General features: G+C 54.6%; 23 protein-coding genes, 1 tRNA gene and 2 rRNA genes. 10 read left to right on the top strand and 16 right to left on the bottom strand.

All coding sequences use genetic code 11. The features are described 5' to 3' along the window. The 3 genes from rrf (F3J29_RS20475) to rrf (F3J29_RS20465) all read left to right on the top strand — a co-directional run bounded on the left by rrf (F3J29_RS20475) (position 1) and on the right by rrf (F3J29_RS20465) (position 359). Positions 1-115 (top strand): 5S ribosomal RNA (gene rrf / locus F3J29_RS20475). 14 nt (positions 116-129) lie between these two features. Continuing rightward, a tRNA-Thr gene (locus tag F3J29_RS20470) sits at positions 130-205 on the top strand. A 38-nt stretch (positions 206-243) separates the two neighbouring features. Continuing rightward, a 5S ribosomal RNA gene (rrf, locus tag F3J29_RS20465) occupies positions 244-359 on the top strand. A gap of 99 nt (positions 360-458) precedes the next feature. Here the strand turns inward: rrf (F3J29_RS20465) and F3J29_RS20460 are convergent. The 16 genes from F3J29_RS20460 to acuI form a co-directional block, all read right to left on the bottom strand. Beyond that, positions 459-1,217 (bottom strand): amino acid ABC transporter ATP-binding protein, encoded by a 759-nt coding sequence (locus F3J29_RS20460; RefSeq protein ID WP_166868856.1) that lies wholly within the window; start codon positions 1,215-1,217, stop codon positions 459-461. 8 nt (positions 1,218-1,225) lie between these two features. Continuing rightward, on the bottom strand, positions 1,226-2,329 hold the full coding sequence (locus tag F3J29_RS20455; protein WP_166868854.1) for an amino acid ABC transporter permease: 1,104 nt from the start codon (positions 2,327-2,329) through the stop codon (positions 1,226-1,228). Between the two features lie 9 nt (positions 2,330-2,338). After that, positions 2,339-3,520: an amino acid ABC transporter permease gene (locus F3J29_RS20450; protein ID WP_166868852.1), complete on the bottom strand. Its 1,182-nt coding sequence runs from the start codon at positions 3,518-3,520 to the stop codon at positions 2,339-2,341. A gap of 69 nt (positions 3,521-3,589) precedes the next feature. Then, positions 3,590-4,615 (bottom strand): amino acid ABC transporter substrate-binding protein, encoded by a 1,026-nt coding sequence (locus F3J29_RS20445; protein WP_166868858.1) that lies wholly within the window; start codon positions 4,613-4,615, stop codon positions 3,590-3,592. A 297-nt stretch (positions 4,616-4,912) separates the two neighbouring features. Further along, a complete protein-coding gene (locus F3J29_RS20440) occupies positions 4,913-5,134 on the bottom strand; it encodes a putative periplasmic lipoprotein (protein ID WP_039288243.1) in 222 nt (73 codons plus the stop codon). A gap of 291 nt (positions 5,135-5,425) precedes the next feature. Further along, positions 5,426-5,722 (bottom strand): DNA-binding transcriptional regulator Fis, encoded by a 297-nt coding sequence (fis, locus tag F3J29_RS20435; RefSeq protein ID WP_000462905.1) that lies wholly within the window; start codon positions 5,720-5,722, stop codon positions 5,426-5,428. 23 nt (positions 5,723-5,745) lie between these two features. Beyond that, positions 5,746-6,711, bottom strand: coding sequence for a tRNA dihydrouridine synthase DusB (dusB, locus tag F3J29_RS20430; protein WP_166868850.1), 966 nt, complete (start codon positions 6,709-6,711; stop codon positions 5,746-5,748). Positions 6,712-7,082: 371 nt separating this feature from the next. Further along, positions 7,083-7,967 (bottom strand): 50S ribosomal protein L11 methyltransferase, encoded by an 885-nt coding sequence (gene prmA / locus F3J29_RS20425; RefSeq protein WP_166868848.1) that lies wholly within the window; start codon positions 7,965-7,967, stop codon positions 7,083-7,085. Positions 7,968-7,978: 11 nt separating this feature from the next. After that, positions 7,979-9,433 (bottom strand): sodium/pantothenate symporter, encoded by a 1,455-nt coding sequence (gene panF, locus F3J29_RS20420; protein WP_166868846.1) that lies wholly within the window; start codon positions 9,431-9,433, stop codon positions 7,979-7,981. Further along, positions 9,423-9,665, bottom strand: a complete 243-nt coding sequence (locus F3J29_RS20415) for a YhdT family protein (RefSeq protein WP_008454917.1) — start codon at positions 9,663-9,665, stop codon at positions 9,423-9,425. The genes panF and F3J29_RS20415 overlap by 11 nt, the downstream gene beginning before the upstream one ends. A 113-nt stretch (positions 9,666-9,778) precedes the next feature. Beyond that, positions 9,779-11,125 carry an acetyl-CoA carboxylase biotin carboxylase subunit gene (accC, locus tag F3J29_RS20410; RefSeq protein WP_045784153.1) on the bottom strand — a complete coding sequence of 449 codons (1,347 nt, stop codon included), beginning with the start codon at positions 11,123-11,125 and terminating at the stop codon, positions 9,779-9,781. Positions 11,126-11,135: 10 nt separating this feature from the next. Further along, positions 11,136-11,615 carry an acetyl-CoA carboxylase biotin carboxyl carrier protein gene (gene accB / locus F3J29_RS20405; protein ID WP_008454913.1) on the bottom strand — a complete coding sequence of 160 codons (480 nt, stop codon included), beginning with the start codon at positions 11,613-11,615 and terminating at the stop codon, positions 11,136-11,138. A gap of 22 nt (positions 11,616-11,637) precedes the next feature. After that, on the bottom strand, positions 11,638-12,090 hold the full coding sequence (aroQ, locus tag F3J29_RS20400; RefSeq protein WP_166868844.1) for a type II 3-dehydroquinate dehydratase: 453 nt from the start codon (positions 12,088-12,090) through the stop codon (positions 11,638-11,640). A gap of 231 nt (positions 12,091-12,321) precedes the next feature. Next, positions 12,322-12,921 (bottom strand): protein-methionine-sulfoxide reductase heme-binding subunit MsrQ, encoded by a 600-nt coding sequence (gene msrQ, locus F3J29_RS20395; RefSeq protein ID WP_166868843.1) that lies wholly within the window; start codon positions 12,919-12,921, stop codon positions 12,322-12,324. After that, positions 12,922-13,926: a protein-methionine-sulfoxide reductase catalytic subunit MsrP gene (msrP, locus tag F3J29_RS20390; RefSeq protein ID WP_061276105.1), complete on the bottom strand. Its 1,005-nt coding sequence runs from the start codon at positions 13,924-13,926 to the stop codon at positions 12,922-12,924. It lies immediately after the preceding gene. Between the two features lie 113 nt (positions 13,927-14,039). Beyond that, positions 14,040-15,014, bottom strand: a complete 975-nt coding sequence (gene acuI, locus F3J29_RS20385; protein ID WP_166868841.1) for an acrylyl-CoA reductase (NADPH) — start codon at positions 15,012-15,014, stop codon at positions 14,040-14,042. A 207-nt stretch (positions 15,015-15,221) separates the two neighbouring features. On the opposite strand from acuI, the gene csrD reads away from it, so the two are divergent. From csrD to yhdP, 7 genes are all read left to right on the top strand, one after another. Continuing rightward, positions 15,222-17,162, top strand: coding sequence for an RNase E specificity factor CsrD (csrD, locus tag F3J29_RS20380; RefSeq protein WP_166868839.1), 1,941 nt, complete (start codon positions 15,222-15,224; stop codon positions 17,160-17,162). A 306-nt stretch (positions 17,163-17,468) separates the two neighbouring features. Further along, positions 17,469-18,512: a rod shape-determining protein MreB gene (gene mreB / locus F3J29_RS20375; protein ID WP_000913396.1), complete on the top strand. Its 1,044-nt coding sequence runs from the start codon at positions 17,469-17,471 to the stop codon at positions 18,510-18,512. Between the two features lie 64 nt (positions 18,513-18,576). After that, the gene (gene mreC / locus F3J29_RS20370) at positions 18,577-19,563 is read left to right on the top strand and encodes a rod shape-determining protein MreC (RefSeq protein ID WP_008454901.1); all 987 of its coding nucleotides are present in this window, start codon (positions 18,577-18,579) and stop codon (positions 19,561-19,563) included. After that, a complete protein-coding gene (gene mreD, locus F3J29_RS20365) occupies positions 19,563-20,051 on the top strand; it encodes a rod shape-determining protein MreD (RefSeq protein ID WP_166868837.1) in 489 nt (162 codons plus the stop codon). The genes mreC and mreD overlap by 1 nt, the downstream gene beginning before the upstream one ends. 9 nt (positions 20,052-20,060) lie before the next feature. Further along, positions 20,061-20,654: a Maf family protein gene (locus F3J29_RS20360; protein ID WP_166868836.1), complete on the top strand. Its 594-nt coding sequence runs from the start codon at positions 20,061-20,063 to the stop codon at positions 20,652-20,654. Continuing rightward, a complete protein-coding gene (rng, locus tag F3J29_RS20355) occupies positions 20,644-22,113 on the top strand; it encodes a ribonuclease G (protein ID WP_039288211.1) in 1,470 nt (489 codons plus the stop codon). Before F3J29_RS20360 ends, rng begins: the two co-directional genes overlap by 11 nt. Positions 22,114-22,319: 206 nt before the next feature. Further along, positions 22,320-26,132 carry an AsmA2 domain-containing protein YhdP gene (yhdP, locus tag F3J29_RS20350; RefSeq protein WP_166868834.1) on the top strand — a complete coding sequence of 1,271 codons (3,813 nt, stop codon included), beginning with the start codon at positions 22,320-22,322 and terminating at the stop codon, positions 26,130-26,132. The last annotated feature ends 70 nt before the right edge of the window (positions 26,133-26,202 follow it).

The following is a 26,202-nucleotide window of genomic DNA, read 5'->3' as shown; positions in this document are numbered from 1 at the left end:
CTGGCGGCCGTAGCGCGGTGGTCCCACCTGACCCCATGCCGAACTCAGAAGTGAAACGCCGTAGCGCCGATGGTAGTGTGGGGTCTCCCCATGCGAGAGTAGGGAACTGCCAGGCATCAAATTAAGCGTGCTGATATGGCTCAGTTGGTAGAGCGCACCCTTGGTAAGGGTGAGGTCCCCAGTTCGACTCTGGGTATCAGCACCACTTTTTAGGTTAAAGTTCGGCACGTAGAAAAGAATTTGCCTGACGGCCGTAGCGCGGTGGTCCCACCTGACCCCATGCCGAACTCAGAAGTGAAACGCCGTAGCGCCGATGGTAGTGTGGGGTCTCCCCATGCGAGAGTAGGGAACTGTCAGGCATCAAATTAAGCACTAACCCCGACCGAAAGGCCGGGGTTTTTTGCTTTCCGGGTATGAAAAATTAGATAGAAAAGGCCGCTGATGCAGCCTTTATTGTGTCAGTGGATCACCTGAGAAAGAAAAGCACGAGTGCGCTCTGATTTGGGATGAGCAAAAAACTCCTTAGGAGGCGCCTGTTCTACAATCTCTCCACGATCCATAAAGATAACCCTGTCGGCAACTGTACGCGCAAACCCCATTTCATGAGTAACGCACAGCATTGTCATCCCGGATTCGGCCAGGCCAATCATGGTATCCAGCACTTCCTTTACCATTTCCGGGTCCAGCGCAGACGTAGGTTCGTCGAAGAGCATGATTTTTGGCTTCATGCATAGTGAACGAGCAATGGCCACACGCTGCTGCTGGCCACCGGATATCTGTCCCGGAAATTTATGCGCATGTTCCGCGATTCGTACTCGCTCGAGATAATGCATCGCCAGCGCCTCGGCTTCTTTCTTAGGCATCTTACGCACCCAGATCGGGGCCAGGGTGCAGTTCTGCAGCACAGTTAAATGTGGGAACAGGTTAAAGTGCTGGAAGACCATACCGACTTCGGTACGGACTTTTTCTATATTACGGAGATCGTCATTCAGCTCTGTGCCGTCGACGACAATACGCCCCTGCTGATGCTCTTCAAGATGGTTAATACAGCGAATAGTCGTTGATTTCCCGGAGCCTGATGGCCCACACAGCACGATACGCTCCCCCTGCTTCACATTGAGATTAATATCTTTTAAAACATGGAACTGCCCGTACCATTTGTTCACATTTTCCAACGTGATCATCGTGTCGGCAGCCTGCAGTGTCATTTTACTCATCATAATCCTTAGTGCGGCGTGCGGCCGGTGTGGAAGCGCTTCTCCAGATGTTGGCTGTAGCGCGACATACTGAAACAGAAAATCCAATAGACGATAGCGGCAAAGACATAACCTTCTGTCGACATCCCCAGCCAGGCCGGATCGACAGTGGCTTGCTGAACGCTACTGAACAGATCGAACAGACCGATAATGATCACCAGACTGGTGTCTTTAAACAGCGCAATAATCGTGTTTACCAGGCCCGGAATCACCAGCTTCAGAGCCTGAGGTAAAATCACCAGCCCTTGCGTTTTCCAGTAACCAAGCGCCAATGATTCTGCGGCTTCATATTGCCCTTTCGGTAACGCTTGCAGCCCGCCGCGAACCACCTCAGCGACATAGGCTGACTGGAACAAAATCACCCCGACTAATGCCCGAATGAGTTTATCGATGGTGGTGCCTTCCGGCAGAAACAGCGGCAGCATCACGGAAGACATAAACAGCACCGTGATCAGCGGTACGCCCCGCCAAAATTCGATGAACATTATCGAGAGGATTCTCACCGCCGGCATGCGTGAGCGTCTGCCCAGTGCCAGAGAAATACCCAGCGGTAGGGCGCCAGCGATGCCGACGGAAGCAATGATCAGCGTAAGCGTTAATCCGCCCCAGAGACGAGTCTCCACGCGATCCAGCCCAAGGAATCCGCCGTACATTAATACCCAAACGAGGATCGGATAGGCCACGGCCCAGCCAGCGATATAGCGACCACGGTGAGGCAGAGACCTCCAGAACATTGCGGTTACGGAAAGCAGCCCAATGATGAGGGCAGCATTGATGCGCCAGCGCAATTCGTGAGGATAAAGACCATACATAAACTGCCCGAAGCGCTCGTGAATAAAGACCCAACATGCCCCTCCCCTGGTACAGTCGGCTCTTGTCTCACCTACCCAGTTAGCCTTAAAAATCGCCCAGTCCAGAAGCGGAGGGATAAGCGTCCACATCAGCGCGAGGCAAAGCAGCGTGAGCAGAGTATTCAGCCAGCTGGAGAAGAGATTTTTACGCATCCAGCGCCAGACTCGTTCCGGAGGGTTACCTGCCAGGCGGGCGTCGTGCGCCGTTAAAACTTTAGTCATCGACATTCCTTAACGCTCGACGAGGGCGATACGGCGGTTATAGACGTTCATCAGCAGCGAAATAACCAGGCTGATAAGCAAATAAACGGACATCGTGATAGCAATGGTCTCTATCGCCTGGCCCGTCTGGTTCAGCACGCTGCCGGCAAACAAAGACACCATATCCGGATAACCTATGGCCGCTGCCAGCGAAGAGTTTTTGACGATGTTCAGGTACTGGCTGGTCAATGGCGGAATAATGACTCTCAGCGCCTGGGGCACAATCACCTGGCGAAGCGTGACCTGCTTAGGCAGGCCGAGGGACAGAGCCGCTTCATGCTGGCCAAAGGGGACGGACTGAATGCCTGACCGAATGATTTCCGCGATAAACACCGAGGTGTAAACCGACAGTGCCAACGTTAAAGCCGCCAGTTCAGGGATCAATACAATCCCGCCGCTGAAGTTGAAGCCGTGCAGAGCTGGGATATCCCAATGAAGGGCTGCCCCGAAGATCAAATGCGCCAGCAGCGGTAGAGCAACGATCAAGGCGATCGTCACGGGCCAGGTACGACGAATCTGCCCGGTTCTCGTTTGATGCATTTTGTTATAGCGATACAGGCCCGCGGAGACGAGCAGCGCGCACAGAATGGCAGCCACAAATGCCAGCAGGCCTTCCCCCATAATCGGGGCCGGAAGAGACAGCCCGCGGTTGCTCAAGTACATCAGGGCAAAGGCATCCAGAGCCTGACGTGGGCCCGGCAGATTACGCAGAACGGCAAAATACCAGAAGAAAATTTGCAGCAGCGGAGGGATATTGCGAAACGTCTCTATATAGAAGGTTGAGAGCTTACGCACCAGCCAGTTATCAGAGAGCCGGGCCAGGCCGACAAAAAAGCCGATAAATGTGGCGAACATGATGCACAGGACAGACACCAGCAGGGTATTCAGCAGTCCAACGACAAAGACTTTGCCGTAGGTATCGCCCTGATCGTAATCGATCAGATGTTGGACAATACCGAACCCGGCTGCGCGATCGAGAAAGGCAAAGCCGGAGGTAATACCGCGGCTGTCCAGGTTAGTAATCGTGTTATGAATCAGATAAACCGCCACGCCAATCACTAAGGCGATGGCGACGATCTGATACAGCCAGGCGCGAACCGAGGGGTTAGAAAAGGATAAGTCGGCCTTCACGGCTGGACGGTGATGACGCATAAGCAAACCTCAGTAACAGGAACATAGATCCGGGCGCTGCACCGGCAGCGCCCTGTTCAGGTATTTCGCTTAGCGAACCGGTGGAGCGTACTGAATCCCGCCGTTGTTCCACAGGTTGTTCTGGCCGCGTTTGATTTTCAGCGGGCTTTGGGCACCGACGTTACTCTCGAAAATCTCAGCGTAGTTACCGACCTGCTTCACGATGTTGTAGGCCCACTTGTTGTCCAGCTTCAGGTCTTTGCCGAAATCACCTTCTTTCCCTAACAGGTGCGCCATATCCGGCGTGGTCGGGTTGGCGGCCATCTGGTCGACGTTTTTAGAACTAATGCCCATCTCTTCGGCATTCAGCATGGCGAACAGCGTCCAGCGCACGATGGAGAACCAGTCATCGTCCCCGCGGCGTACAACGGGTCCCAGGGGTTCTTTAGAGATGACTTCTGGCAGCACAAGCCATTCTGCCGGATTGCTGAGCTTGATGCGCAGGGCGTACAGCTGAGACTGATCTGAGGCGAGAGTATCGCAGCGCCCGGACTCCAGCGCTTTGGCTGACTCGTCTGAACGGTCAAAGGTGACCGGCGTGTACTTCATCTTATTGGCTTTGAAGTAGTCGGCGACGTTCAGCTCGGTGTCGGTCCCGGCCTGAATACAAACCGTGGCGCCGTCGAGCTCTTTCGCGCTTTTGAGGCCGGCTTTATTGTGGGTCAGGAAGCCGATACCGTCGTAGTAAGTGACGCCGGTGAACACCATCCCCATTCCTGCATCGCGCGATGAAGTCCAGGTGGTGTTGCGGGAAAGAATATCCACCTCGCCGGACTGCAGCGCCGTAAAGCGCTCTTTTGCGGTCAGCGGGGTGTATTTGATTTTAGAGGCATCGCCGAAGACGGCTGCCGCTACGCCACGGCAAACATCTACGTCGATACCGGTGAACTTGCCGCTGCCGTCAGCGTAAGAAAATCCTGGCAGGCCGTCACTGATCCCACATTGCACGAAGCCTTTCTTTTTGACGGCATCCAGCGTGGTGCCTGCATGAGCCTGATTAGCCATCGCAAACAGCGTGCCGGTAGCGACCAGAGTGGCGATCATCATCTTCTTCATAAATGCATCCTGAGTAGCGAAATTATCGTTATTGGCGAACTGGCATCCGGGAGGCACCAGATCCGTATTCATGGCAAATGCCCGAGTCATAGGCTGTAAAGCAAAGGGAATGCCAGGTTTTAACGGCGGCGTCTTATGCAGAAGAAGACAGGCAGCAATGAAGGCAGGGGCAAAAAAATGCGCCGAAATAGTGCAGGCCTGCAACTAACGGCGCATTTCAGAGCAAAATGATTCAGGTGTTGCAGGAAGAAGAAACAAAAAAGCGCGAGAGCCTCGCGCTTTGCCAGAAGGGAGGACTTATTTGGTGAGCGCCACGATACCCAGGGCAACACCTGCCACTGCGGCTGTACCGGCGGCAATAGCGCCAGCGGTTTCCCAGTTGTCCTGGGTTGTGCCTTTCATACAGGTATTGGTGTGCACCAGGCGCCCCTGGTCGTCATAGACCGGTACGCAAGGGGAATCGGTCGCACAGCCGGCCAGGAAAGTAGTGAGCAATGCGACGGCGATGAATTTAGTCATTTTGAACCTCGGTTTAACCAAACGCCGGAGCAGGGATTGCTCTCGTAGGTGCCCATAAAGGTACGAAGCTTTCACGGATGCTGCCCCGGTGTGAATGTGGCTATTTTACCACTGCGACTCAGACCACAGGATCGGGGAATAATTGCAAAGCGTGTGAAGTGTAAACAAAGTGAAGGAAAAGGCGGTACAGAGATGAATGATGAGGAAAAACGTCAGATTCGGGATGTAGAAAAGAGAAAAGGCGCTTTCCCATGCCGAGTCGCGCCTTTTCACAACACTAACTGATTAGTATCAGTTCATGCCGTATTTTTTCAGTTTCTTACGCAGCGTACCGCGGTTGATACCCATCATCAGGGCAGCGCGGGTCTGGTTGCCGCGGGTGTATTGCATCACCATGTCCAACAGTGGCTGTTCAACTTCAGCCAGTACCAGCTCATACAGGTCATTCACATCCTGACCATTCAGTTGAGCAAAATAGTTCTTCAGTGCCTGTTTAACCGAGTCACGCAGGGGCTTTTGAGTTACCTGATCCTGAGAGTTAACGGTGGAAACGGTCAGTACGTCAGAATTTACGCGTTGTTCGAACATAGTTCTGTCAGCTCTTTATTTCATTACGCAAGATTTTCGAAGTATGCCTCCAACGCCTCCAGCTGTTCGCTGGTATCCTCAATGGCGTTGAATGTGCGCCGAAACTGGTCATTTGGAGCGTGCTCCTGGAGATACCAGGAGACGTGTTTACGAGCAATTCGGTAACCTTTTACATCGCCATAAAAGCTATGCAGTTCCCGAACGTGCGAGCAAAGTAAGCGCTTCACCTCTGCCAGAGGCAAGGGGGGCAGCAGCTCTCCAGTGTCCAGATAATGCTGGATTTCCCGAAAGATCCAGGGTCTTCCCTGAGCCGCACGGCCTATCATCAGGGCATCAGCCCCCGTATAGTCAAGTACAGCTCTGGCTTTAAGCGGGTCAGTAATGTCACCATTCGCGATAATCGGAATGGAAACTTTCTGCTTAACTGCCCGAATGCTGTCGTATTCAGCATCGCCCTGGAATAAACAGGCGCGTGTGCGTCCATGAATTGTCAGAGCCTGAATCCCACAGTCTTCAGCCAGTTGGGCAATCTCTACACAGTTACGGTGCGCGGGCTCCCAGCCGGTACGAATTTTCAACGTCACAGGAACATCCACTGCCTTCACTACCGTCGTCACGATGTCCTTTACCAGACTCGGGTACTGTAGAAGCGCTGAACCTGCCAGCTTACGATTCACCTTTTTTGCCGGACAACCCATATTGATATCAATAATCTGGGCGCCATTAGCCACGTTAATTCGCGCGGCTTCTGCCATCTCTTCCGGTACGCTGCCGGCAATTTGCACGGTGCGAATACCCGGCTCATCCACATGAACCATGCGTAAACGGGACTTGTCACTCGCCCAAACTTCCGGGTTAGAGGACATCATCTCGGAAACGGTTAACCCGGCTCCCATCTCGTAGCACAGCGTCCTGAATGGTCTGTCAGTGATGCCAGCCATAGGTGCTGCGATCAGGCGATTTCTGAGCTGGTGGTGTCCGATGCGCATGAGTTAAGAAATGACCATACTGTGCCTGCAAGGCGGCGTATATTACGCATTTTTCGCACGAGATGAAAGGCCAAACTTTGAACAATCCTCTGTCACAGATCAATGAAGCGGCAACAAGCGTGGCCAAAATACGTAATTCATTCAATTAATCATGCAGTTAGGATTTTTCGTTTATTTCATGCTGTTTTAAATTTTCCTGAAAGTTAGCAGAAATATGCTGCCGAACAGGCTATTTTTACCAGATAAATCGCTGTTTTTGTGGCCAGTTTTGGGGTTTTTATGCGAACAGGTTCTCATTTTTACGCTCGGCTTGCTCACTAAAACTGGCTAAAAATAGCACACGGCTCGACGGCCGTGTGCTGTTATTTTCATCAGCCGTGCTTGCGGCCTGTAATGCGGCACCACTCTTCTTTTTCCGCAACCGGGTCAAGCGTGAACTTATCGGCATAAGCTTCACAAACCCCTTCGGCCTGGCTTGCCAGCACGCCTGAGAGGCCAAGGAAACCGCCCTCAACCGGCAGCACGCTGATTAACGGCGCCAGCTCACGCAAAGGGCCTGCCAGGATGTTAGCGACCACTACGTCAGCGCTCATGGCTTCCGGCTGGTCTTTCGGCAGGTAAAGCTCAAGTCGTTCTGAAACACCGTTACGCTCGGCGTTATCGCGGCTCGCCTGAATCGCCTGTGGATCGATATCAATGCCGATCGCTTTTGTGGCTCCCAGTTTGAGGGCGGCGATCGCCAGGATCCCAGAACCACAGCCGAAGTCGATCACGGTTTTGCCCGCCAGATCCAGGCCGTCGAGCCATTCGAGGCACATCGAGGTGGTTGGGTGGGTGCCGGTGCCAAACGCCAGGCCCGGATCGAGCATGACGTTCACGGCGTTTTCATCCGGCACATCTCGCCAGCTTGGGCAGATCCACAGGCGATTGCCGAAGCGCATTGGGTGGAAGTTGTCCATCCACTCGCGCTCCCAGTCTTTGTCTTCCAGCTGTTCCACCTTGTGATGGAAACCCTGGCCTAACAATGGGCAGTGTTCAAGGATAGCGACAACGTCTTCCATGTCGGTTTCGGCGTCATAGAGGCCGATGACGTCGGTATCACCCCAAAGACGAGTTTCACCCGGCAGCGGTTCAAAGACCGGCGTGTCGTGGGTGTCCTGGAAGGTGACGGAAACCGCTCCGCTTTCAATCAGCGCATCGCCTAAGCTTTCAGCGTTGCCGCCGGTGGTATTAATTTTCAGTTGGATCCATGGCATGGCGAAACTCTTTATTTATCAGTAGGTGAAACAAGAAGGGGTTCCGGAACGGGGCGACCAAAACGGTTACCGATCAGGAACGCCAGCAAGCTGAATAGTAGCGAAGGCACAATCGGGTGGAAGCCCAGGAGCTGCAGACCGAAACTGGCGAGCACCGCGTACAGCACGCCGCCGACAATCATGCCGCTCAGTGCACCTGCCGCGTTAGCTTTCTCCCAATAGAGGCCCAGCACCAGAGGCCACAGGAAAACGGCCTCCAGGCCTCCGAAGGCCAGCAGATTAAGCCAGATAATCATCTCTGGCGGTCGCCAGGCGGCCAGCATCATCAGAATACCCAGCACCAGCGTCGTGGTGGTAGAAATGCGCTTCAGGCGACGCTCTTGACGAATTTTAGCCGGACTTGCGCTAAGCCACAGGTCTTTCACGATCGTCGCGGATGCCTGCAGTAAGTGGGCGTTAACGTTGGACATAATGGCGGCCATTGGCGCGGCCAGAAATAACCCAGCAGCCCAGGGCGGCAGAACCTTCATCATTAACGTCGGGATCACCAGGTCCGGCACCGTCAGGCCCGGGAGAACCGCTCTGCCCAGCGCGCCAGCAAGGTGCATACCCAGCATCAGGATTGCAACCACAATGGTGCCGATGATGATGCCACGGTGGACGGCTTTGCTGTCTTTATAAGAGATGCAGCGTACCGCCGTGTGGGGCAGGCCAATCACGCCAAAACAGACCAGTACCCAGAAGGAAGCCATAAAGGTTGGCGTCAGAATGTCGCCCGCGCCCTGAGGGCTGACGAGTTTCGGATCGATATGCTCTAACGTTTGTACCGCGTTGCCCAGCCCGCCAGCGGCATGAACCACGCCGACCAGCAGCACGATGGTGCCTATCAGCATCACCATGCCCTGCATGGTGTCATTGAGCACGCTGGCGCGGAAACCGCCAAAAGAAGTATAGAGCGCGATGGTAATCCCGAAAATCAGCAGGCCAGTTTCGTACTTTATCCCGGCGGCGGTTTCAAGCAGCCGCGCACCGCCGATGAACTGGACGGCTATCGCGCCGACAAACGCGACCAACAGGCTAATGCTGGCAATCCAGACGACGGCCCGATTCTGGTAGCGCGCCTGAAGCATGTCATTCAGCGTGATGGCGTTATAGCGGCGTGCCAGGATAGCGAATTTCTTCCCGAGGATCCCCAGAGAAAGCCAGATCGTCGGGATCTGAATCATGGCCAGCAGCACCCAGCCCAGGCCGAACTTATAGGCTGCACCCGGGCCGCCGATAAACGAACTGGCGCTAATGTAGGTGGTGGTGAGCGTCATGGCCAGCACGAAGCCGCCCATCGAACGGCTACCGAGGAAATATTCACTCAGAAAGGTGCCGGATGTGCGCTGGCGCATGGCATAAACGGAAAGAGCAAAGACCGCGATCAGGTAGATAACCAGCACGGCAATCACTTCATTTTGCATGGTCATCCCCCAGAGGAATGTCGCGGAATAAGTATTTCACCATCAGCCAGCAAAGCAGGATAAACAGCAGCGGCACCAGCAGGCAGGCCATCTCGAACCAGTGCGGCAAACCGGTGATCCCCTGTGTATTGTCAGGTAAGTAAGCAGCCACTAACCACGCCGCCAGATAGAGCAAGGTCAGCCAGAGCGCCCAGCGCGCTTCTTTATGGGCCTGAACAAAACGGTTGTCCATTTTTGTCCCTTGAGTTCGCAGAAAGCGGGGATTGTAACGCATCCATCCTGTCGGAGGATAAAAAAAGAAAAAGGCCGGAAATCCGGCCTTTTGTCGACATGTTCAACGGAAACTTAGTGCTGAAGACCGAGTTTCTTCTCCAGATAGTGGATGTTGGTTCCACCGTGCTGGAAGTTTTCGTCGTTCATGATTTTGGTCTGCAGCTCGATGTTGGTTTTGATGCCATCGATAATCAGTTCTGCCAGGGCGTTTTTCATGCGGGCAATAGCCACTTCACGCGTTTCGCCGTAGCAGATGAGCTTCCCAATCATTGAATCGTAGTACGGCGGTACTGTGTAACCGGCGTAGATATGCGATTCCCAACGCACGCCAAAACCACCAGGCGCGTGGAAGCGCGTGATTTTGCCCGGGCTTGGCAGGAAGGTGTTCGGGTCTTCGGCGTTGATACGGCATTCCACCGCGTGGCCGGTAACGTGAACGTCTTCCTGTTTGATGGACAGCGGCTGACCGGCTGCGATACGCAGCTGCTCTTTGATCAGGTCAACGCCGGTGATCATTTCGGTAACCGGGTGTTCTACCTGAATACGGGTGTTCATTTCGATGAAATAGAACTCGCCGTTTTCGAACAGGAACTCAAAGGTACCTGCGCCGCGATAGTTAATGTCGATACAGGCTTTGGCGCAGCGGTCGCCGATGAATTTACGCAGCTCAGGCGTGATGCCTGGGGCTGGTGCTTCTTCAACGACTTTCTGGTGGCGGCGCTGCATGGAGCAGTCACGTTCAGCCAGATAGATGGCGTGCCCCTGGCCGTCGGCCAGAACCTGAATCTCGATATGGCGTGGGTTCTCGAGGTATTTCTCCATGTAAACCATGTCGTTGTTGAAAGCCGCTTTGGCTTCCGCACGGGTCATGTTGATGGATTGCTCGAGCTCCGCGTCGCTGCGCACTACGCGCATACCACGACCGCCGCCGCCGCCGGAGGCTTTGATAATCACCGGGTAGCCGATGCGTTTTGCATGGGCACGGTTTTTATCCATGTCGCCGTCCAGTGGGCCGTCAGAACCTGGTACCGTCGGTACGCCCGCTTTTTTCATCGCGGTGATCGCGGAAACTTTGTCGCCCATCAGGCGGATAGTTTCAGCTTTCGGGCCGATGAAGATAAAGCCGGAACGCTCAACCTGCTCGGCAAAGTTGGCGTTTTCAGACAGGAAGCCGTAACCCGGGTGAATCGCTACCGCGCCGGTAATTTCCGCCGCAGAGATGATTGCCGGGATGTTCAGGTAGCTTTTTACGGACGGAGCCGGGCCGATACAGACCGTCTCATCCGCCAGTAATACGTGTTTCAGATCGCGGTCCGCGCTTGAGTGCACGGCGACGGTCTTGATGCCCAGCTCTTTACAGGCACGAAGAATACGCAGTGCAATCTCGCCGCGGTTGGCGATGACAATTTTATCCAGCATGTTCGCCTCGTTACTCGATGACGACCAGCGGCTCGTCAAATTCTACCGGCTGACCATTCTCAATCAGAATTGCTTTCACTACACCGGCTTTATCTGACTCGATCTGGTTCATCATTTTCATTGCTTCAACGATGCACAGGGTGTCGCCGACGTTAACTTTCTGGCCCACTTCCACAAACGCTTTTGCATCCGGGCTAGGGGTACGGTAGAAGGTACCGACCATTGGGGAACGTACGATGTGACCACTGACTTCAGCAGCTGCAGGGGCTTCCATTGCTGGGGTTGCGGCTGGTGCAACGGCCTGAGCCAGACCCGGTTGCGGCTGCGGCTGGTACATTGGCGCAGCGTAAGCCTGTTGCATCATTGGGAAACCAGCGTTTGCCGGGGAGCGGCTGATGCGTACAGACTCTTCGCCTTCAGAAATTTCCAGTTCAGCGATGCCTGATTCTTCAACCAGCTCGATCAGTTTTTTAATCTTACGAATATCCATGAGTGGGTTCCGTACTCTTTGTTTAGATGGATTTTGACAGGCGTTTTACCGCCGTCTGTAAAGCATATGAATAGCCGTCAGCGCCTAATCCGCAGATCACGCCGATGGCCTTATCTGATAGATAGGAATGATGGCGGAACGGTTCACGCGCGTGCACATTGCTGAGGTGAATCTCGATAAACGGGATATCCACCGCCAGTAACGCATCGCGCAGCGCGACGCTGGTATGCGTGAACGCGGCCGGATTAATCAGGATAAAGTCCACAGTGTCTTTGGCCTGATGAATTCGGTCAATCAACGCATGTTCGGCGTTAGATTGCAGGTGACTAAGCGTCACGCCAAGACGGGTTGCCTCCGCCTCAAGCGTGTTAACAATTTCTGCTAACGTCTGGTGGCCGTACTTCTCCGGCTCCCGGGTGCCCAGCATGTTCAGATTAGGGCCATTCAAAAGCAAAATGTGAAATTCACCCGACATCGTGCTGCCATCTCCTGCGATTAGTAGGCAATTTACAAAATATACCTAAGTTTTCCGGTTGTCACCTTTTCGAACCGAAAATGGCCGTCAGAAAAAACCGAAGTCGCACATTATAACGATTTCGTAGCATTTGGCAGCTAAATACTGGTCTTATCAGGGAAGATGATCAACCGATATCCAGTTAAGGATACCGATTGATGTTTATTCTGCGGAGAAGCACACGCTTTGTGGCTAGCGCCACCACTGGCGAAACTTCTTGTAGCGAAGTGCAAGAAGAATGATCGCGCCCAGCGCATAAAGCAAGGGTTGAGGGGATAAAATCTTTACCGACCAAAGGAAATGAATCGGCGCGAGGATCGCGACCAGATAGACGAAGTTATGCAGTTTCTGCCAGCGGGCACCCAAAAAACGCTGTGCTCGCTGGGTCGACGTCACGGCCAGGGCCAGCAGGATAATCCAGCAAATGATGCCCAGCGTCAGATAAGGGCGGCTCACTAACTCCTGGCCAAGCAGGCCAAGATTGCTGATCCCCAGCTCCAGCAGGGAATAGCTGGTGAGGTGCAGCGTCGCCCAAACGAAGCACCACACGCCCAACAGGCGTCGGGTGCGAATCAAGAGCGGCTGTTTTGCGTAACGCGCGAGTGGCGTGACAAGTAACGTCGCCAGCAGCAGCTTGAGCGCCATTCTGCCGGTAAAATGCTGAATGTCTTTTGCCGGATCGGCGCTGAAAAGTCCCTGGCTTGCTGCGTAAAACAGCCAGACGAAGGGCAGAAAAGCGGCCAGATGAAGCGCCACTTTCAGCCAGGTAATCTGTTTTACCGTCAGGCGCACTCAGAAGTTCTCCTTCAGATTCAGGCCGCGATACAGCGAGGCAACCTGGTCTGCGTAGCCATTAAACAGCAAAGTGGGCTGGCGCTTAACGTCCAGCACGCCGCCCGAGCCAATAAAGCGCTCTGAAGCCTGCGACCAGCGAGGGTGATCAACGTGCGGGTTTACGTTGGCGTAGAAACCATATTCATTAGGTGCGGCAAGGTTCCATGTCGTAGGCGGCAGTTCGCGTACCAGTTTTATGCTGACGATCGATTTAATGCCTTTAAAACCGTATTTCCACGGTACAGTAAGGCGAATCGGGGCACCGTTTTGCGGGGGTAAAGCTTTACCATAAACGCCCACGGTTAATAGCGTGAGCGGATGCATCGCTTCATCCAGTCGCAATCCTTCTACATAAGGGTATTGCAGGCCACCACCGATAAACCGGTCCTTTTGGCCCGGCATTTGCTCCGGGTCATAAAGCGTTTCAAAGGCAACGTATTTTGCGTTGCTGGTGGGCTCAACCATCGCGAGTAGCTTGTGAAGCGGAAAGCCAATCCACGGTACGGCCATAGACCATGCCTCGACGCAGCGCATGCGATAAATACGCTCTTCAAGCGGGAAGCGCTTATAAAGGTCATCGTGGTCGAGCGTCATGGGTTTAGCCACTTCGCCGCTGATTTTAATCTGCCAGGGATCGGTTTTTAGCCCGCCGGCATTAGCCGCAGGATCGGCTTTATCCAGACCAAATTCATAGAAGTTGTTGTAGCCCGTGACTTTGTCTTCCGGGGTCAGGGCCAGTTTGGCCTGGTACTCTTCTGGCTTAGTGAACGTCAGTGGCTTGCCGGCAGGTGCCGGTGGGCGATCGTTACCTTTGAACCAGGAAAGAATATCGGCGTTGGCTGTCTGGGGGAGCGACAGGGCGGCCGCGCTGATGCCCAGAGCCTTCAGCACCTGGCGACGCTTCATCATAAACACGGATTCTGGCGTAACGTCGGCTTCGGTAAGCCGGGTGACCTTTTTCATGACGTTCTCCTCGTAGCGATAGCCTAAGCATGACCGAGAGAAAGCATTCCGGCGAATATGTCACGAAAAATTGAAATTTGAGGAGCGACAGGGCGTCGCTCCACGGGCAAGGTTTAACGCACTTTTACCAGGGTTCTCCCCTGCGCGGCATTATTAATGATGTCGCTGGCGTACTTTGGCGCTTCTGCCAGGCCGATTTCGGTAGTCGCTTGCTGGTAAAACGCCGCCGGCAAGTCTTGTACCAGGCGTGCCCAGGCAGCCGCACGACGATCCGGCGGCGTCATGACGGAATCCACACCCTGCAGGCGAACATTACGCAGAATAAACGGCATCACGGTGGTTGGCAGTGCGAAGCCACCGGCTAAACCACAGGCCGCCACGCAGCCGCCGTAGTTCATTTGCGCCAGAACCTTCGCCAGCACTTTATCGCCGACGGTATCAATGGCGCCGGCCCAGACCTGTTTTTCCAGCGGACGAGTTTCGGCGAACTCATCGCGGCTAAGAATACGGTCGGCCCCGAGGCCGCGGAGGTAATCATGTGTACTTTCGCGGCCGGATACGGCGGCGACTTTATAGCCCAGTTTGTGCAGCAGCGCGATGGCCGTGCTGCCCACACCGCCGCTTGCGCCGGTGACGACGATTTCGCCGCTTTCCGGCTTAACACCGGCTTCTTCAAGCGCCATCACGCAGAGCATCGCGGTAAAGCCGGCCGTGCCGATAATCATCGCCTTGCGTGCGTCTAAACCTTCGGGCATTGCAACCAGCCAGTCACCTTTCACCCGAGCGGCTTCGGCCAGACCACCCCAATGGTTTTCTCCAACGCCCCAGCCGGTGAGTAGCACCGCCTGCCCTGGCTGAAAGCGTTCGTCTTCGCTGCTGAGCACTTTGCCTGCAAAGTCGATACCCGGCACCATCGGGAAATTACGGATGATTTTGCCTTTGCCGGTGATGGCCAGCGCGTCTTTGTAATTCAGACTGGAGTAATCAATCTCCACGGTGACGTTGCCTTCGGGCAGCGCGTCGTGGTTAAGCGTTTTTACCGCGGCCACGGTTTGGCCTTCGGACTGTTCCAGGATTAATGCCTGCATGGGCGTTCCTCGGTCGGTAGCAATGGGAAAAAAATCTTAGCAGACTATACTCCGATACTGATGCGAAGAGCCGACCTGAAGCAATAAATGCTCAGAAATTCCCGAGGGGTTTCGTTTGCCTGGGGTCGACCTTTGCTATTTAATGCTTCCTCGTTTGGGGCCCATGATGAGTGTGGTTAATTTTCACTAACCGGAGTTAACACAGGGATGCGATTAACGACGAAACTTTCAGCCTTTATTACCCTTTTAACCGGGCTTGCGATTTTCGTTACGCTCTTTGGGTGCCTGCTAAGTTTCTATAACTCTGTTCACGACAAAACTCAGCAGCGCATTATGGCGGTTGCCACGATCGTTGATAACCAACTGGTCTCACGCTCGCCCCAGGATCTGGTGGATCACTTTAGCGAGCTGATGATACCGGTGGATATCACCGAAATTCGCCTGATGGCGGATAAAACTTACCTCTTTCAGCATACTTTGCCCGAAGGCTACCGCCCGGTAGGGACGCAATATACCTACCGCACCATCAGCGTCGCCTTGATGAAGCACCCGGGAATGACGCTACGGCTAACTTACCTCGACCCGATTGCTGTCTACTACCACGCCATGTTTACCACGACGCCATTGACTGCGGCGGTCGCTTTTATGCTGGTGGTGCTCTTCCTGGCCGGGCGCTGGCTGAAACGCCAGCTTTCCGGGCAAGAACTGCTGGAAATCAGAGCCGGAAAAATCATCAGCGGGGAACGAGGGGCGGAAGTGCGTGGTTCGGTGCATGAATGGCCGCCGCTGGTGAGCAGCGCAATGGATACCCTGCTTTCCGACCTGCAAAGCGCCAGCGAGCAGCGAAGCCGCGTGGATACCTTGATCCGGGCATTTGCCGCCCAGGACATTAAAACTGGCCTCAATAACCGTTTGTTCTTTGATAACCAACTTGCCACGCTATTGGAAGGACAGGAGCAGGTCGGTGCTCACGGCGTGGTGATGATGATTCGCCTGCCTGATTTCGAGCTATTAAAAGAGACCTGGGGCAACGGCCCGGTTGAAGAATACTTATTCACTTTGGTTAACCTGCTCTCGACCTTCGTGATGCGCTATCCTGGCGCGTTATTAGCGCGTTATTTCCGCAGTGATTTTGCCGTATTGCTGCCGCACCGAACGCTGAAAGAAGCGGATGGTATTGCCAGCCAACTGCTGAATTCCGTGGATGCACTGCCGTCAACCCGTATGGTTGATCGTAGCGATATGCTGCACATTGGCATTTGCGGATGGCGCAGCGGGCAAACAAAAGAGCAGGTTATGGAGCATGCGGAAATCGCGACCCGCAACGCCGCTTTCCAGGGGGCCAACAGCTGGTCCGTCTACGATGATAAGCTTCCTGAACAGGGCCGGGGCAACGTGAAATGGCGCACCCTGCTTGAGCAGGTACTCAAGCAGGGCGGTCCGCGCTTTTACCAGAAACCCGCGGTTGATAAGCATGGGGTAGTTCACCACCGTGAAATCATGTGCCGTATCTTCGACGGTGAGCAAGAGGTGTTGTCGGCTGAATACATGCCGATGGTCAGGCAATTTGGTTTATCTGAACAATATGATCGGCAGATCGTGTCACGGCTACTGCCGCTGCTAAACTTCTGGCCGGAAGAAACGCTTGCTATTCAAATCACCGTCGACTCGCTGATACGAACACCTTTCCAGCGTTGGCTGCGTGATTCGCTGATGCAGTGCGAAAAATCGAAGCGCGCGCGGATTATTTTTGAACTTGCTGAGGCAGATGTCTGTCAACACATCAGCCGATTGCAACATGTTGTAAGGTTAATCACTGCATTAGGGGCAAGGGTTGTGATTATCCAGGCGGGATTAACGGTCGTCAGCACAACTTATATAAAAGAGCTGGATGTGGAGTTAATTAAGCTGCATCCGGGTCTGGTCAGAAACATCGGCAAGCGTACCGAAAACCAGCTTTTTGTGAAAAGCCTGGTTGAAGCCTGTAACGGTACGCGAATCCGTGTTTTTGCTACAGGAGTGAGGACCCGCGGCGAGTGGCAGACGCTGATTGATAACGGGGTTGCGGGGGCGCAGGGCGATTTTATCGCCGCATCTCAGCCGCTTGACAGTAATGTGAAAAAATATTCACAAAGATACTCGGTTTAACCTGCCGTTTGCCATTATTTCACGTAGAATAACGCGCGCTGCATCTCAAGGGGGCTAGTCAGCCTGCCGGCCAGATTGTCGCAGCCGTTATGAACCGGTTTGCTGCTGTTAGCTGTTCGTTTATTCTACCGCGTTTGCCGCATTTCTGAACGCCATGTAGGAAGACGTTTCAAAAGTGTTACAGCCGTAGTGAACTGCACTATTTTTCACCGTTGCAGAACATTTTTGCGCCTTGTCGCTGTAACGTGTGGTTGGTAAAGTAAGCGGATTTTGTATCCGCCCCAGCTTTCAGGATTATCCCTTAGTATGTTGAAAAAATTTCGTGGCATGTTTTCCAATGACCTGTCCATTGACCTGGGTACTGCGAATACCCTGATTTATGTGAAAGGACAAGGCATCGTACTGAATGAGCCCTCCGTTGTGGCCATTCGCCAGGACCGCGCCGGCTCGCCAAAAAGCGTTGCGGCCGTAGGCCATGATGCTAAACAGATGCTGGGCCGTACCCCGGGCAACATCGCGGCTATTCGTCCGATGAAAGACGGCGTTATCGCTGACTTCTTCGTGACCGAAAAAATGCTGCAGCACTTTATCAAACAGGTTCACAGCAACAGCTTTATGCGCCCAAGCCCGCGCGTGCTGGTTTGTGTGCCGGTAGGTGCTACCCAGGTTGAACGTCGTGCTATTCGTGAGTCCGCACAGGGTGCCGGCGCACGTGAAGTGTTCCTGATTGAAGAACCTATGGCTGCGGCAATTGGTGCAGGTCTGCCGGTATCTGAAGCTACCGGTTCCATGGTTGTGGATATCGGCGGCGGTACCACCGAAGTGGCCGTTATCTCCCTGAACGGCGTGGTTTATTCCTCTTCCGTACGTATCGGCGGTGACCGCTTTGATGAGGCTATCATTAACTATGTGCGCCGTAACTACGGTTCACTGATTGGTGAAGCCACCGCTGAGCGTATCAAGCACGAGATCGGTTCTGCCTATCCTGGCGATGAAGTGCGCGAGATTGAAGTTCGTGGCCGTAACCTGGCTGAAGGTGTGCCGCGCGGCTTCACCCTGAACTCTAACGAAATCCTCGAAGCACTGCAGGAGCCGCTGACCGGTATTGTTAGCGCGGTGATGGTTGCGCTGGAACAGTGCCCGCCAGAGCTGGCATCCGATATCTCCGAGCGCGGTATGGTTCTGACCGGCGGTGGCGCATTGCTGCGTAACCTCGATCGCCTGCTGATGGAAGAGACCGGTATCCCGGTAGTAGTTGCAGAAGATCCACTGACCTGTGTTGCCCGCGGCGGCGGCAAGGCACTGGAAATGATCGACATGCACGGCGGCGACTTGTTTAGCGAAGAGTAACAGCCACAGGCCAGGGGGAGCTTTTCGCTGCCCCTGCTTGCTGGTTTGGGAATACGCATAGCCTATGAAGCCAATTTTTAGCCGTGGCCCGTCGCTACAGATTCGCCTTATTCTGGCGGTGCTGGTGGCGCTTGGTGTCATTATCGCCGACAGCCGCCTCGGTATGTTCAGCCAGATTCGAACATACATGGATACAGCCGTCAGTCCTTTCTATTTTGTCTCTAATGGTCCCCGTGAATTACTCGACAGCGTGTCTCAAACGCTGGCCTCGCGCGACCAGCTTGAACTTGAAAATCGGGTTCTGCGTCAGGAGTTAATCCTGAAAAACAGTGAATTGCTGATGCTGGGTCAATACCGGCAGGAGAACGCGCGCCTGCGCGAGCTGCTCGGTTCCCCGCTGCGCCAGGATGAGCAAAAAATGGTGACCCAGGTCATCTCCACGGTGAACGATCCGTATAGCGATCAGGTGGTGATCGACAAGGGCAGCGTAAACGGCGTGTACGAAGGCCAGCCGGTCATCAGCGATAAAGGCGTTGTTGGGCAGGTTGTCGCGGTCGCGAAGCTGACCAGTCGGGTGCTGCTGATTTGCGATGCCACCCACGCGCTGCCTATTCAGGTATTGCGTAACGATATCCGCGTGATTGCCGCCGGTAACGGCTGCACGGACGATTTGCAGCTGGAGCATCTGCCGGCCAATACCGATATTCGTGTCGGCGATGTGCTGGTGACTTCTGGTCTTGGCGGCCGCTTCCCTGAAGGCTACCCGGTTGGCGTTGTGTCATCCGTTAAGCTGGATACCCAGCGCGCCTATACCGTGATTCAGGCTCGTCCTACCGCCGGTCTACAGCGTCTGCGCTATCTGTTGCTGCTTTGGGGCGCAGATAAAAACGGTTCGTCGCCAATGCCGCCTGAGGAAGTCCATCGCGTGGCCAATGAGCGTCTGATGCAGATGATGCCTCAGGTTCTGCCGCCGCCGGGTTCAATGGGCCCTCCTGCGCCGGTCCCTGCGCCAGCAACCGGTATCACACAGCCTGCTACGGGAGCACAGTAGTGGGAAGTTATCGCAGCCAGGGCCGTTGGGTTATCTGGCTTTCATTTTTGATTGCCCTGCTATTGCAGGTCATGCCCTGGCCGGATGATCTCAAGTTTTACCGGCCGGATTGGGTATTGTTGATTCTGCTTTACTGGATTTTAGCCTTGCCGCACCGGGTGAACGTCGGGACGGGTTTTATTGTGGGCGCCATACTTGATTTGATTAGCGGCTCCACGCTTGGCGTACGCGCTCTATCATTATGTATTGTGGCTTACCTGGTGGCGCTGAAATACCAGCTTTTCCGTAACCTCGCCCTTTGGCAGCAGGCGCTGGTTGTCATGCTGCTCTCGCTGGTCACAGACATCATTGTTTTCTGGTCAGAATTTTTAGTGATCAACGTCTCTTTCAGACCGGAAGTGTTCTGGAGTAGTGTAGTTAACGGTATCCTCTGGCCCTGGATTTTCCTGTTAATGCGCAAAGTTCGCCAGCAATTTGCTGTGCAATAAAAGGTAAACATGACTACGTTGTATCTGGCATCCGGTTCGCCTCGCCGTCAGGAGCTTCTAACCCTGCTGGGCGTTTCTTTCGAACGCCTGGTCCCTGGCATTGAAGAACAGCGGCAGCCGCATGAAAGTGCGGAGCAGTATGTTCGTCGTCTGGCGCGCGAAAAAGCGCAGGCCGGGGTGGTGATGGCCGCCGAAGATTTGCCTGTACTGGGTGCGGATACAATCGTTATCTTTAACGGCGAAGTGCTGGAAAAACCGCGGGATACTGAACATGCCGCACAGATGCTGCGTTTACTCTCAGGCAATCAGCATCAGGTGATGACTGCAGTTGCTATTGCCGACGCCAATCAGGTGCTCGACGCGTTGGTGGTGACCGATGTAACGTTCCGTAGCTTATCAGAACAGGATATTGCCGATTATATTGCCAGCGGTGAACCTATGGACAAAGCGGGTGCTTACGGCATTCAGGGGCTTGGCGGCTGTTTCGTTAAAAGGATTAATGGCAGTTATCATGCAGTGGTGGGATTACCGCTGGTGGAAACTGGTGAGTTGCTGAGCAATTTTCACGCGCTGCGTGACGGACGAGGAAAAGATGACGGCTGAATTATTAGTCAACGTTACCCCATCAGAAACGCGGGTGGCCTATATTGACGGTGGCATACTGCAAGAGATTCATATTGAGCGCGAAGCGCGCCGCGGAATAGTAGGAAATATCTACAAAGGTCGCGTTAGCCGGGTGTTGCCTGGAATGCAGGCGGCGTTTGTAGATATTGGCCTGGACAAGGCGGCGTTCCTTCATGCTTCTGACATTATGCCGCACACCGAGTGCGTTGCCGGTGAGGAGCAAAAGAACTTTAGCGTGCGCGACATCGCCGAACTGGTTCGTCAGGGACAAGATTTAATGGTGCAGGTGGTAAAGGATCCGCTGGGCACCAAAGGCGCTCGCCTGACCACCGACATCACGCTTCCTTCCCGTTATCTCGTTTTCATGCCTGGCGCTTCGCACGTGGGTGTTTCCCAACGTATCGAAAGCGAAGCCGAGCGCGACCGCCTGAAGCGTATTGTGAATGAGTATTGCGATGAGCATGGTGGCTTCATTATTCGTACCGCCGCGGAAGGCGTCTGTGAAGAGGATTTAGCCTCAGATGCGGCTTACCTGAAGCGCGTATGGACCAAGGTCAGCGAGCGTAAAAAACGCAATCAAACCCGCTACCAGATGTACGGTGAACTGGCGCTGGCGCAGCGCGTATTGCGTGATTTTGCCGACGCGGCGCTGGACAGAATTCGCGTTGATTCCCGCCTGACTTACGAAATGCTGCTGGAGTTTACCGCCGAGTACATGCCGGAGATGACCAGCAAAATCGAGCATTACAGCGGCCGACAGCCGATTTTCGATCTCTATGACGTTGAGAATGAAATCCAGCGTGCGCTGGAGCGTAAAGTGGAACTGAAGTCCGGCGGCTATCTGGTGATTGACCAGACTGAAGCGATGACCACGGTGGATATTAATACCGGCGCGTTCGTGGGCCACCGCAATCTCGACGACACAATTTTTAATACAAATATCGAAGCGACTCAGGCCATCGCGCGACAACTTCGGTTACGCAATCTGGGCGGCATTATCATCATCGACTTCATCGATATGAGTAATGAAGATCACCGCCGCCGCGTGCTGCATTCTCTCGAGCAGGCGCTGAGCAAAGATCGCGTTAAAACCAGTATTAACGGCTTCTCCCAGCTCGGTCTGGTCGAGATGACCCGTAAGCGTACGCGGGAAAGCGTAGAGCATGTGCTGTGCAACGAATGTCCGACCTGCCACGGTCGCGGCACCGTAAAGACGGTGGAAACGGTCTGCTACGAAATTATGCGTGAAATCGTTCGCGTACATCATGCCTACGATTCCGACCGTTTCCTGGTCTATGCTTCTCCTGCGGTGGGTGAAGCGTTGAAAAGCGAAGAGTCTCACGCGCTGGCTGAAGTAGAAATCTTTGTGGGTAAACAGGTCAAAGTTCAGATTGAACCGCTCTACAATCAGGAGCAGTTTGACGTCGTGATGATGTAAATGCGCGGATGCGCATTTCAGACGGCAGATAACCCTCTGAGGATAGAAGAAATACCAGACGATTAGTCAAAAAAAACAGGAAAATCAATTCATTGATTTTCAGCTGATAACCACAAAAAGGGAAAAATCACGCTTTTTCCCTTTTTGTCAGCACCCTCAAATGCGCGGATGCGCATTTTGCCCGTAAGGCTGACAAGGAGAGAAAGGTGAGGCGACTGCCCGGCATTCTGCTGCTCACAGGCGTAACGTTGGTTGTTATCGTCGCGCTGCTGGTGAGTGGCCTGCGGCTCGTTTTGCCGCACCTGGATGCCTGGCGGCCCGCGCTGCTGGATAAGATTGAAGCCGCCACCGGCGTGCCGGTGGAAGTCAGTCATTTACAGGCAAGCTGGGAGAATTTTGGCCCCACGCTTGATGTTCGCGACGTTAAGGCCGGCCTCAAAGACGGCGGCACGCTCAGTATCAAACGCGTCACGCTGGCGCTGGATGTCTGGCAAAGTCTGCTTCACGCCCGCTGGCAGTTCCGCGACCTGACCTTCTATCAGCTGCAAATGCGCACCAATACGCCGCTCAGCCAGAACGGCGGCGACGGCTCGCTGGAAGCGGACAAAATCAGCGATCTTTTCCTGCGCCAGTTCGATCACTTCGATCTCCGCGACAGCGCCCTCAGTTTCCTGACGCTCTCCGGCCAGCGGGCCGAACTTTCTATTCCTCAGCTGACCTGGCTTAACGGTAAAAACCGCCACCGTGCGGAAGGCCAGGTTAGCCTGTCCAGCTTTAACGGCCAGCACGGCGTGGCCAACGTTCGTATGGATCTGCGGGATGAAAACGGCATTCTGAACAACGGCAAGGTCTGGCTGCAGGCGGATGACGTAGACGTTAAGCCCTGGCTGGGCCGCTGGATGGAAGACAATGTCGACCTGAAAAGCGCGCGTTTTAGCCTTGAAGCCTGGATGGACGTGAAAGAAGGTGATATCAGCGGCGGCAGTATCTGGCTGAAAAAAGGCGGGGCAAGCTGGCCGGGTACCGACAGCGTGACGCACTCGCTTTCGGTCGATAACCTGATGGCGCAGGTCAGCCGGGAGAAATCCAGCTGGCAACTCTCTATTCCTTCCACCAATATTACGCTGGATGACCAGGCCTGGCCGAAAGGCTCGCTCTCCGTGGCCTGGGTAGCCCCGCAGGATGTAGGCGGGAAACAAAGCCAGCGCAGTGATGAACTTCGCGTGCGCGCCAGCAATATGGAGCTGGACAGGTTTAATGGCCTGCTGCCGATTGCCGCCAAAATTTCGCCGCAGCTGGGGGATATCTGGACTTCGCTGCAGCCTCAGGGCCACATTGACGTGCTGGCGCTGGACATACCGCTCCAGCAAACCGAGCTAACTCGTATGCAAGCCCGGTGGAAAGATGTGAGCTGGAAGCAGTGGAAACTGTTGCCTGGCGCGGAGCACTTCTCAGGCTCGGTGACCGGCAGCGTCGCAAACGGGCAGCTTAATGCCGAAATCACCGACGCAAAAATGCCTTATGAAACCGTCTTCCGCGCGCCGCTTGAGATTGAGAAAGGCGTAGCGACGCTTGCCTGGCAGAAAAACGCAGACGGCTTCCAGCTAGATGGCAAGAACATCGACGTTAAGGCTCGCTCCGTTTGGGCGCGTGGCGATTTCCGCTACTTCCAGCCTGCCAGCGGCGATCCGTGGCTAGGCATTCTGGCGGGCATCAGCACCGATAACGGTGCGGACGCCTGGCGATACTTCCCGGAAAACCTGATGGGCAAAGAGCTGACGGATTATCTCAGCTCGGCGATCCAGGGGGGCCAGGCCGATAACGCCACGCTGGTGTACGGCGGCAACCCGCATCTTTTCCCCTACGAGCACAACGAAGGCCAGTTTGAGGTTTACGTCCCGCTTCGTAACGCGAAATTTGCTTTCCAGCCGGACTGGCCTGCGCTGGAAAACCTCGATATCACGCTCGATTTCATCAATAACGGGCTGTGGATGAACAGTAAATCGGTCAAGCTGGGCGGCGTGACGGCCAGCAACCTGACGGCGAATATCCCCGATTATGCCAAAGAAAAGCTGCTGATAGACGCCGACATCAATGGCCCGGGCAGTGCGGTAGGGCCTTATTTCAAAGATACGCCGCTGGACGATTCCCTGGCCGCCGCGCTGGATGAACTCCAGATTGGTGGCGATGTGAATGCCCGCTTACATCTGGATATTCCGCTGACCGGCGAAATGACGACGGCCAAAGGCGATGTGCGGCTGAACAACAACACGCTGCTAATAAAACCGCTAAACAGTACGCTGCATAATCTGAGCGGCAAATTCAGCTTTACCAACGGTGACCTGCAGAGTGAAGCGATGAGCGCGAGCTGGTTTAATCAGCCCGTGAGCCTGAATTTCAACACCAAAACCGGCGATAAGGACTACCAGATTGGCGTCAACCTGAGCGGCGACTGGCAGCCTAATAAAACCGGTGTGTTGCCGAAGCAGGTTAACGATGCGATCGGCGGGAATATCGTGTGGAAAGGCGACGTGGGCATTACGCTGCCTTATCACGGCAGCGCCAGCTACAAGGTCAATCTGGCGGGTGACCTGAAGAATGTGAGTAGTCACTTACCAGCGCCGGTGGACAAAAAATCCGGGGCAGCGCTGCCGCTGAATATCGCCGTTAAGGGCGATTTAAAGAGCTTCGATCTCACGGGGAATGCCGGCGCCCTCAATCACTTCTCCAGCCGCTGGCTGCTGAATAAGAAACTCACCCTCGACCGGGCTATTTGGGCGACAGACAGTAAAACCGTGCCGCCTCTGCCAGAGCAACCGGGCGTGGAGCTCGATCTCCCTGCAATGGACGGCGCCCAGTGGCTGGCGCTGTTTAGCGGAGGCGCAGCGGACAGCGTTGGGGGATCTGCCGTCTTCCCGTCAGCAGTGACGTTGCGGACACCGGTATTAACGCTGGCGGGTCAGCAATGGCATAACCTGAGCCTGGTTTCTCGCCCGGGGCTGAACGGCACAGAGGTTGAGGCCCAGGGACGTGAAATTAATGCCTCCCTGAGTATGAAGAACAACGCGCCCTGGCAGGCCAGCGTTAAGTATCTTTATTTCAACCCGAACTGGAGCGTTCTGCCGAGAGATGCAAACGAAACGGAGAAGCAGCAGGTACCGGAAAACAGCGATACGCTTAGCTTCCGTGGCTGGCCAAATGTGCAGTTACGCTGCGCGGAGTGCTGGCTGTGGGGGCAGAAATATGGCCGCATCGATGGGGATGTGACCATTAATGGCGACACGCTGCAGCTGGCCAATGGGCTGATTGACACCGGCTTTGCGCGCCTGACCGCTGACGGCGAATGGGTGAATAAGCCCGGCAGCGAACGTACCTCCCTGAAAGGCAAGCTGAAGGGCGAGAAGCTCGACGCGGCCGCGAACTTCTTTGGCGTGAAAACGCCGCTGCAGGGTTCCTCTTTCGACGTTGACTATGATTTGCACTGGCGGGCGGTGCCCTGGAAGCCGGATGAAGCTTCGCTGAATGGCATTCTGCACACCAAACTGGGGAAAGGGCAAATTACCGACGTTAGCACGGGCCATGCGGGCCAGCTTCTGCGCCTGGTCAGCTTTGACGCGCTGCTTCGCAAACTCCGTTTCGATTTTAGCGATACCTTTGGCAGCGGCTTCTACTACGACTCCATTCGCAGCACCGCCTGGATAAAAGATGGCGTATTGCATACTGACGATACTTTGGTTGATGGACTGGAGGCGGATATCGCGATGAAAGGCTCGGTGGACTTAGTCCGTCGCGAGCTAAATATGGAAGCGGTTGTCGCACCTGAAATCTCCGCGACGGTAGGCGTGGCCACAGCTTTCGCGGTTAACCCGATAGTCGGTGCCGCGGTGTTTGCCGCCAGTAAAGTGCTTGGCCCGCTGTGGAGCAAAATCTCGGTGCTGCGCTACAGCATTACCGGCCCGGTAGATAAACCGAAAATTGATGAAGTGCTGCGGCAGCCGCGCACCAGCGAAGCTCACTGATTTGACGTTAGCGGTTAATTGCCGCAAGCTCCATAAATAAACCATTCCTCGCCAAACGGGCGATAAGCAA

Source organism: Enterobacter sp. Cy-643 (assembly GCF_011752815.1).
In the GTDB taxonomy this organism is placed as follows: Bacteria; Pseudomonadota; Gammaproteobacteria; order Enterobacterales; family Enterobacteriaceae; genus Cedecea.
The sequence above is the reverse complement of the archived record's forward strand: the minus strand, read 5'-3'. Positions and strand labels throughout refer to the sequence as shown.